Raw genomic sequence first — 6,169 nt, 5'->3', positions numbered from 1 at the left:
GAGGCCCGCGCCGCCTGTCCGGAGGCCGAGGGCGATCTCGCCCGGCTGATCGAGGGGGCGGCCGGGTGCAGCCCCTATCTCTCCACCCTCGTTCAGAAGGAATGTGCCTGGCTGCCGGAGCTTTTCGCCGACCCGGAGGCGGCCGTGGCGGGCGAGATGGCGCGCGTGGCCGAGGTGGCGCCGGACAGGCTCGGTGCAGAGCTGCGCCGGGCCAAGCGGCGGATCGCGCTCGCCGTCGCGCTCTGCGATCTCGCGGGCGTCTGGCCGCTCGCGGAGGTCACGGGCACGCTCACCCGCTTCGCCGATCACGCCGTCGGCCTCGCGCTCCGCGCGGGGCTCGCCGAACAGCTCCGGCGGGGCAGGCTGCCGGGGCAGGCGGAGGACGACCTCGCCGCGGGCTGCGGCGCCGTGGCGCTCGCCATGGGCAAGATGGGGGCCTTCGAGCTCAACTATTCCTCCGACATCGATCTCATCTGCCTCTTCGACGAGACCCGCTACCCGGAGGCCGAGGTGCAGGAGGCGCGCGCCGGTCTCGTGCGGGCGGTGCGGCGGATGACCGCGCTTCTGGCCGAGCAGACGGCGGAGGGCTACGTCTTCCGCACCGATCTGCGGCTGCGCCCCGACCCCTCGGTGACGCCGGTGATCCTGAGCATGGCCGTGGCCGAAAGCTACTACGAGAGCCTCGGGCGCACCTGGGAGCGCGCGGCCTACGTCAAGGCGCGGCCCGCTGCGGGCGACAGGCAGGCGGGCGCACGCTTTCTCGAGGCGCTGCGGCCCTTCGTCTGGCGCAAGCACCTGGATTTCGCGGCGATCGAGGACGCGCACGCCATGCGCCTCGCCATCCGCGAGCACAAGGGCCTCGCGGGGCCGATCACCCTGCCGGGCCACGACATGAAGCTCGGCCGTGGCGGCATCCGCGAGATCGAGTTCTTCACCCAGACCCGTCAGATCATCGCCGGCGGGCGTGACCCGGAGCTGCGCGTGCGCGGCACGGTCGAGGGGCTCGGCGTGCTCGCCCGCAAGGGCTGGGTGCCCGAGGCGGCGGCCGAGACCCTGGCGGATCACTACCGCGCCCACCGGGAGGTGGAGCACCGCGTGCAGATGCTGCGCGATCAGCAGACCCACGACCTGCCGCGATCGGAGGAGGGCTTCGCGCGGCTCGCCGCCTTCATGGACCGCGACGAGGCCGCGCTCCGCCGCGACCTGCACGACCGGCTGACGGAGGTGCACGAGCTCACCGAGGGCTTCTTCGCGCCCGACGCCGCGCGGCCCGCCGCCCCTGTGCCCGAGCTCGACACCTCGATCACCGAGCGCTGGCGGACCTACCCGGCGCTGCGCTCGGGCCGGGCGGTGGCGATCTTCGAGCGGCTGAAGCCCGACATCCTCGCCCGCCTCGCGCGCACCGCCCATCCGCAGGAGGCGCTCGCCGCCTTCGACGGCTTCCTCGCCAAGCTTCCGGCGGGGGTGCAGCTTTTCGCGCTCTTCGAGGCGAATCCGCAGCTCGTGGACCTGATCGTGGACATCGCCGGCACCGCGCCCGCGCTCGCGCGGTATCTCGCGCGGCACGCGGGCGTTTTCGACGCGGTGATCGCGGGCGATTTCTTCGAGCCGCTGCCGGGGGTGGAGGCGCTGAGCGCGGCATTGGAGCGCGAGCTGGCGCAGGCGGAGGATTACGAGCGCAAGCTCGACACCGCGCGGCGCTGGGCGAAGGAGGTGCATTTCCGCATCGGCGTGCATCTCCTGCGCGGGCGCATCGGCTGCGCCGCGGCGGGGGCGCATTACGCCGATCTCGCGGAGGCGAGCCTGCGTGCGCTCTGGCCCGAGGTGGTGGCGGACTTCGCCGAAAAGCACGGCGCGCCGCCGGGCCGCGGCGCGGTGGTGCTCGGCATGGGATCGCTCGGTGCGCGGCGGATGACGCCGGTCTCCGACCTCGACCTCATCGTGATCTACGACCCGGCGGGAGCCGAGGGCTCGGAGGGGCGCCGCCCGCTCTCGGCGCGGGCCTATTACGCGCGGCTCACGCAGGCACTCGTCACAGCGATGAGCGCGCAGACCGCGGAGGGCCGGCTCTACGACGTGGACATGCGGCTGCGCCCCTCGGGGCGGCAGGGGCCGGTGGCGACCTCGCTGGCGAGCTTCGAGAGCTACCACCGGACGGAGGCCTGGGTCTGGGAGCATCTGGCGCTGACCCGCGCGCGGGCGGTGGCGGGGGAGCCTGCGCTCGCCGAGGATGTCGAGACGGTGCGCCGCGGTGTCCTCGGCCGCGAGGACCGCGGGACGGTGCTCGGGGAGGCCGCCGCGATGCGCGCGCGGGTGCGCGCCGCCAAGAGCCCCGAGGGCCCGTGGGACGCCAAGCTCGGCCCCGGGCGGCTTCAGGACGTGGACCTCGTGGCGCAGACGGGTGCGCTTCTTGCCGCGGAGGCGTCGCAGAATGCCGCGGACGGGCTCGCGGCGGCGGCGCAGGTGGGATTGATCGACGCCGAGGGGCACGCCGCGCTCGCCGAGGCGGCGCGGCTCCTCTGGCAGGTGCAGCTCGCCTCGAAGCTCCTGAGCGAGGGGCCGCTCGACGAGGATCGCATCGGCGAGGGCGGCGCGGCCTTCCTCGCGCGCCTGACGGGAATCGAGGGGCTGGCCGCGCTGCGCGCGCGGCTGGACGAGGTGACGGAGCGGGCGGGCGCGGTGATCGACGCCGCGCTGCCCGAGGCGGAGGACCGCGAGGCATGACCGAGGAGCCGGACCCCAAGGGCCTGATCCGGGAGGCCTACCGCATCGAGGGGATCGGGGAGGCGGAGTGCCGCTCGATCTTCCTCGACTGGGCGCTCGCCTTGCCCGCGGGTGTCGAACCCCGTGCCGCGATCGAGGCGCTGCTCGCGCGCCATGCCGATGCGCCGGAGGGTCACCCGATGACCCGGGTGCTGCGCGAGGGCCGTGCCGAGGGCGCGGTGCCGCGCCGCCGCGGCGGCGCCCGGCGTCACGCGCGGGGCTGACGGCGTCGTGGCGCAGGGGCCGCGCCCTGTGTTCAGAGCGCCGCGGCGGCGCGGGCACGGGCTTCGATGGCGGGCCAGTCGCGCGCCTCGACGAGGGCGCGCGGCGCGATCCAGCTGCCGCCGACGCAGAGGACGTTGGCCAGCGTCAGGTAATCCGGCGCGGTCTCGGGCGTGATGCCGCCCGTCGGGCACCAGGCCATGCCCGGCAGCGGACCGCCGAGGGCCGAGAGCGCGGCCGGCCCGCCCATCGGCCCGGCGGGGAAGAACTTCGCGACGTCGTAGCCGCGCGCCAGCAGCGCCATCGCCTCCGACGCCGTCGCCGCGCCGGGCAGGAGGGGAAGGTCTGCGGCCTCCGCTTGACCGAGAAGCTCGGGCGTGGCGCCCGGGGCCACGGCGAACCGCGCGCCGGCCGCGCATGCCGCTGTCACGTCGGCAGGGCTCAGCACGGTGCCCGCCCCCACCTCCGCGCCGGGCACGTCCGCCATGGCGGCGAGCGCCTCCAGCGCCGCGGGCGTGCGCAGCGTGACCTCCAGCACCGGCAGCCCGCCGGCGACCAGCGCCTCGGCGAGCGGGCGCGCGGTGCCTGCGTCCTCGATCACGAGCACCGGGATCACCGGCGCGCGGGCGCAGAGGGCGCGGAGCGTGCGGCTCGCCTCGGCCGGCGTCACGGGCGGCCCCCGTGGTCGCCCCGGGGGCGCTGCCGCCCGACCTTGGTACGTCGGGAGCTTTGAGCGGAGCGGTGCGGCATGGCTCAGATCAGGCTCGAGGCGCCGTGGCGCGCCTCGCCCACGCGGTCGCGGAAGAGCTGGAAGAGCTCGCGCCCGGTGCCCCAGCGATTGGCCGAGAGGTCGGGGTCTGCGGGGGCACGGGTGTCGAGGTCGACATCGGCGGTCAAGGTGCCCGCGCGCGTGTCGAGGCGGATCACGTCGCCGTCGCGCACCCGCGCGAGCGGTCCGCCGGCGGCGGCCTCGGGGCTGAGGTGGAGCGCGGCGGGAACCTTGCCGCTCGCCCCGGACATGCGCCCGTCGGTGACGAGCGCCACCTTCAGCCCGCGGTCCAGAAGCACCGAGAGCGCGGGTGTCAGCCCGTGCAGCTCCGGCATGCCGTTCGCCTGCGGCCCCTGAAAGCGCAGGACGATCACGCAGTCCCCGGTGAACTGCCCGGCCTTGAAGGCGGCGAGCACGTCCTCGGGGGCCTCGAAGACGCGGGCGGGCGCCTCGATCACGAGATGTGCCTCCTTCACCGCCGAGATCTTGGCGACCCCTTCGCCGAGGTTGCCGGTGAGCTGAACCATCCCGCCCGTGGGCTGGAAGGGATCGGCGTGCGGGCGCAGGATGCGCTCGTTCGCGCTCTCGCGCGGGCCGGGCTCCCAGGCGAGCGCCCCGGCCCTGAGCTTCGGCTCCTCCGCGTAGCGGGCGAGGCCGGGGCCGGCGACGGTGGCGACGTCCGGGTGGAGGAGCCCGGCCTCCAGCAATTCGCCGATCAGGTAAGCCATGCCGCCCGCGGCGTGGAAATGGTTCACGTCGGCGAGGCCGTTGGGATAGATCCGCGCCATCAGCGGCGTGACCGAGGAGACGGCGGCGAAATCCTCCGGCTCGAGCAGGATGCCCGCGGCGCGCGCCATCGCCGGCAGGTGGATGGCGAGATTGGTCGAGCCCCCCGTCGCCATCAGCCCGACCATCCCGTTGACGAAGGCGCGTTCGTCGAGGACGTCGCAGGCGGGCGTGTAGGCGTTGCCGAGCTGCGTCAGCGACAGCACCCGCTCGACCGCCGCCGCGGTGAGCGCGTCGCGCAGGGGCGTGCCGGGGTTCACGAAGCTCGCCCCCGGCAGGTGGAGCCCCATGATCTCCATCAGCATCTGGTTGGAGTTCGCCGTGCCGTAGAAGGTGCAGGTGCCCGGCCCGTGATAGGCCGCCATCTCGGCCCGCATCAGCGCCTCGCGGTCCACCTCGCCGGCGGCGAACTGCTTGCGCACCTCGGCCTTCTCGTCGTTGGGCAGGCCGCTGGTCATCGGCCCGGCGGGCACGAAGACCGTCGGCAGGTGGCCGAAGGTCGCCGCCGCGATGACGAGGCCGGGCACGATCTTGTCGCAGACGCCGAGGTAGGCGGCCGCGTCGAAGGTGTTGTGGCTGAGCGCCACGCCGGCGGCGAGCGCGATGGTGTCGCGCGAGAAGAGCGAGAGCTCCATCCCCGTCTGGCCCTGGGTGACGCCGTCGCACATGGCCGGCACGCCGCCCGCGACCTGCGCCGTGCCGCCCGCGGCGCGGGCCGCGGCGCGGATGACATCGGGGAAATGCTCGAACGGCTGATGCGCCGAGAGCATGTCGTTGTAGGCGGTGACGATCCCGAGGTTGGGCGCGCGGTGGCCCGCGAGCGTCTCCTTGTCGGGGCCGGACGCGGCGTAGGCGTGCGCCTGGTTGGAGCAGGAGAGATGCGCGCGGCGCGGCCCGTCCTCGGCAGCGCGGCGCATCCGGTCGCGGTAGTCGCGGCGCGTCCCGGCGGAGCGGGCGACGATGGTCTCGGTCACCTTGGCGATCGTCGGATCGAGGGGCATGGCTCTCCTCCTGACGCAAGGGATAGCACGCGCTGTCAGCGCTAACAACCGGAGGCGCCGGCGCGGCCTTTCGCCCGGCGGGCGTGCGGGCTATGGGATGGGTATGAGCGCCGATCCCCGCCCCGTCGTCCGTCTGCGGCCCAAGGCCGATCCCCGCCCGGTGCGCCACGGCGCGCCCTGGGTCTTCGCCGACGAGGTGGTGCTCGACCGTCGGACGCGCGCGCTCGCGCCCGGCACCATCGCCACGCTCGAGGACGCGGGGCGCCAGCCGCTGGCCACGGTCGCCGTCAACGCGGGCTCGAAGATCGCGCTGCGCGTGCTCGACCGCGACCCGGGCGCGGAGATCGGGCCGGAGTGGCTCCGTGCGCGCCTCGCCCTCGCGCTGGCGCTGCGCGACCGGCTCTATGACGCGCCCTTCTACCGGCTCGTGCACGGGGAGGGCGACGGGCTGCCCGGCGTGGTGATCGACCGCTTCGGCGACACCGCCGTGATCCAGCCCAACGCCGCCTGGGCCGAGGCGGCGCTCGCCCCGCTCGCGGAGGCGCTGGCGGAGGTGACGGGCGTGCGCCACGTCCTCAAGAACGCGGCGAGCCGCGCCCGCGCGCTCGAGGGGCTGGACGACGCGGGC

5 protein-coding genes are annotated in these 6,169 nt (G+C 74.9%); 3 read left to right on the top strand and 2 right to left on the bottom strand.

Annotated features, from left to right (window positions below; all coding sequences use genetic code 11):
* Positions 1-2,724 (top strand): [protein-PII] uridylyltransferase family protein (locus ACESL7_RS11780; protein ID WP_372893516.1); only part of this gene is annotated, 2,724 nt, incomplete at its 5' end.
* Positions 2,721-2,987 carry a hypothetical protein gene (locus tag ACESL7_RS11775; RefSeq protein ID WP_372893515.1) on the top strand — a complete coding sequence of 89 codons (267 nt, stop codon included), beginning with the start codon at positions 2,721-2,723 and terminating at the stop codon, positions 2,985-2,987. The genes ACESL7_RS11780 and ACESL7_RS11775, both read left to right, overlap by 4 nt.
* A gap of 32 nt (positions 2,988-3,019) precedes the next feature.
* On the opposite strand, the gene eda is transcribed toward ACESL7_RS11775, so the two are convergent.
* Complete coding sequence (gene eda / locus ACESL7_RS11770) at positions 3,020-3,655, bottom strand: bifunctional 4-hydroxy-2-oxoglutarate aldolase/2-dehydro-3-deoxy-phosphogluconate aldolase (RefSeq protein WP_372893514.1); 636 nt, start codon at positions 3,653-3,655, stop codon at positions 3,020-3,022.
* Positions 3,656-3,738: 83 nt separating this feature from the next.
* Positions 3,739-5,541, bottom strand: coding sequence for a phosphogluconate dehydratase (edd, locus tag ACESL7_RS11765; RefSeq protein WP_372893513.1), 1,803 nt, complete (start codon positions 5,539-5,541; stop codon positions 3,739-3,741).
* A gap of 103 nt (positions 5,542-5,644) precedes the next feature.
* On the opposite strand from edd, the gene ACESL7_RS11760 reads away from it, so the two are divergent.
* Positions 5,645-6,169 (top strand): class I SAM-dependent rRNA methyltransferase (locus tag ACESL7_RS11760; RefSeq protein ID WP_487247756.1); only part of this gene is annotated, 525 nt, incomplete at its 3' end.

It is taken from the genome of Rhodosalinus sp. (genome assembly GCF_041685465.1).
In the GTDB taxonomy this organism is placed as follows: Bacteria; Pseudomonadota; Alphaproteobacteria; order Rhodobacterales; family Rhodobacteraceae; genus Rhodosalinus.
The sequence above is the reverse complement of the archived record's forward strand: the minus strand, read 5'-3'. Positions and strand labels throughout refer to the sequence as shown.

Coding starts and splice junctions, on each gene's coding strand:
- ACESL7_RS11775 (WP_372893515.1), top strand. CDS start 2,721: ATGACCGAGGAGCCGGACCCCAAGGGCCTGATCCGGGAGGCCTACCGC.
- edd (WP_372893513.1), bottom strand. CDS start 5,541: ATGCCCCTCGATCCGACGATCGCCAAGGTGACCGAGACCATCGTCGCC.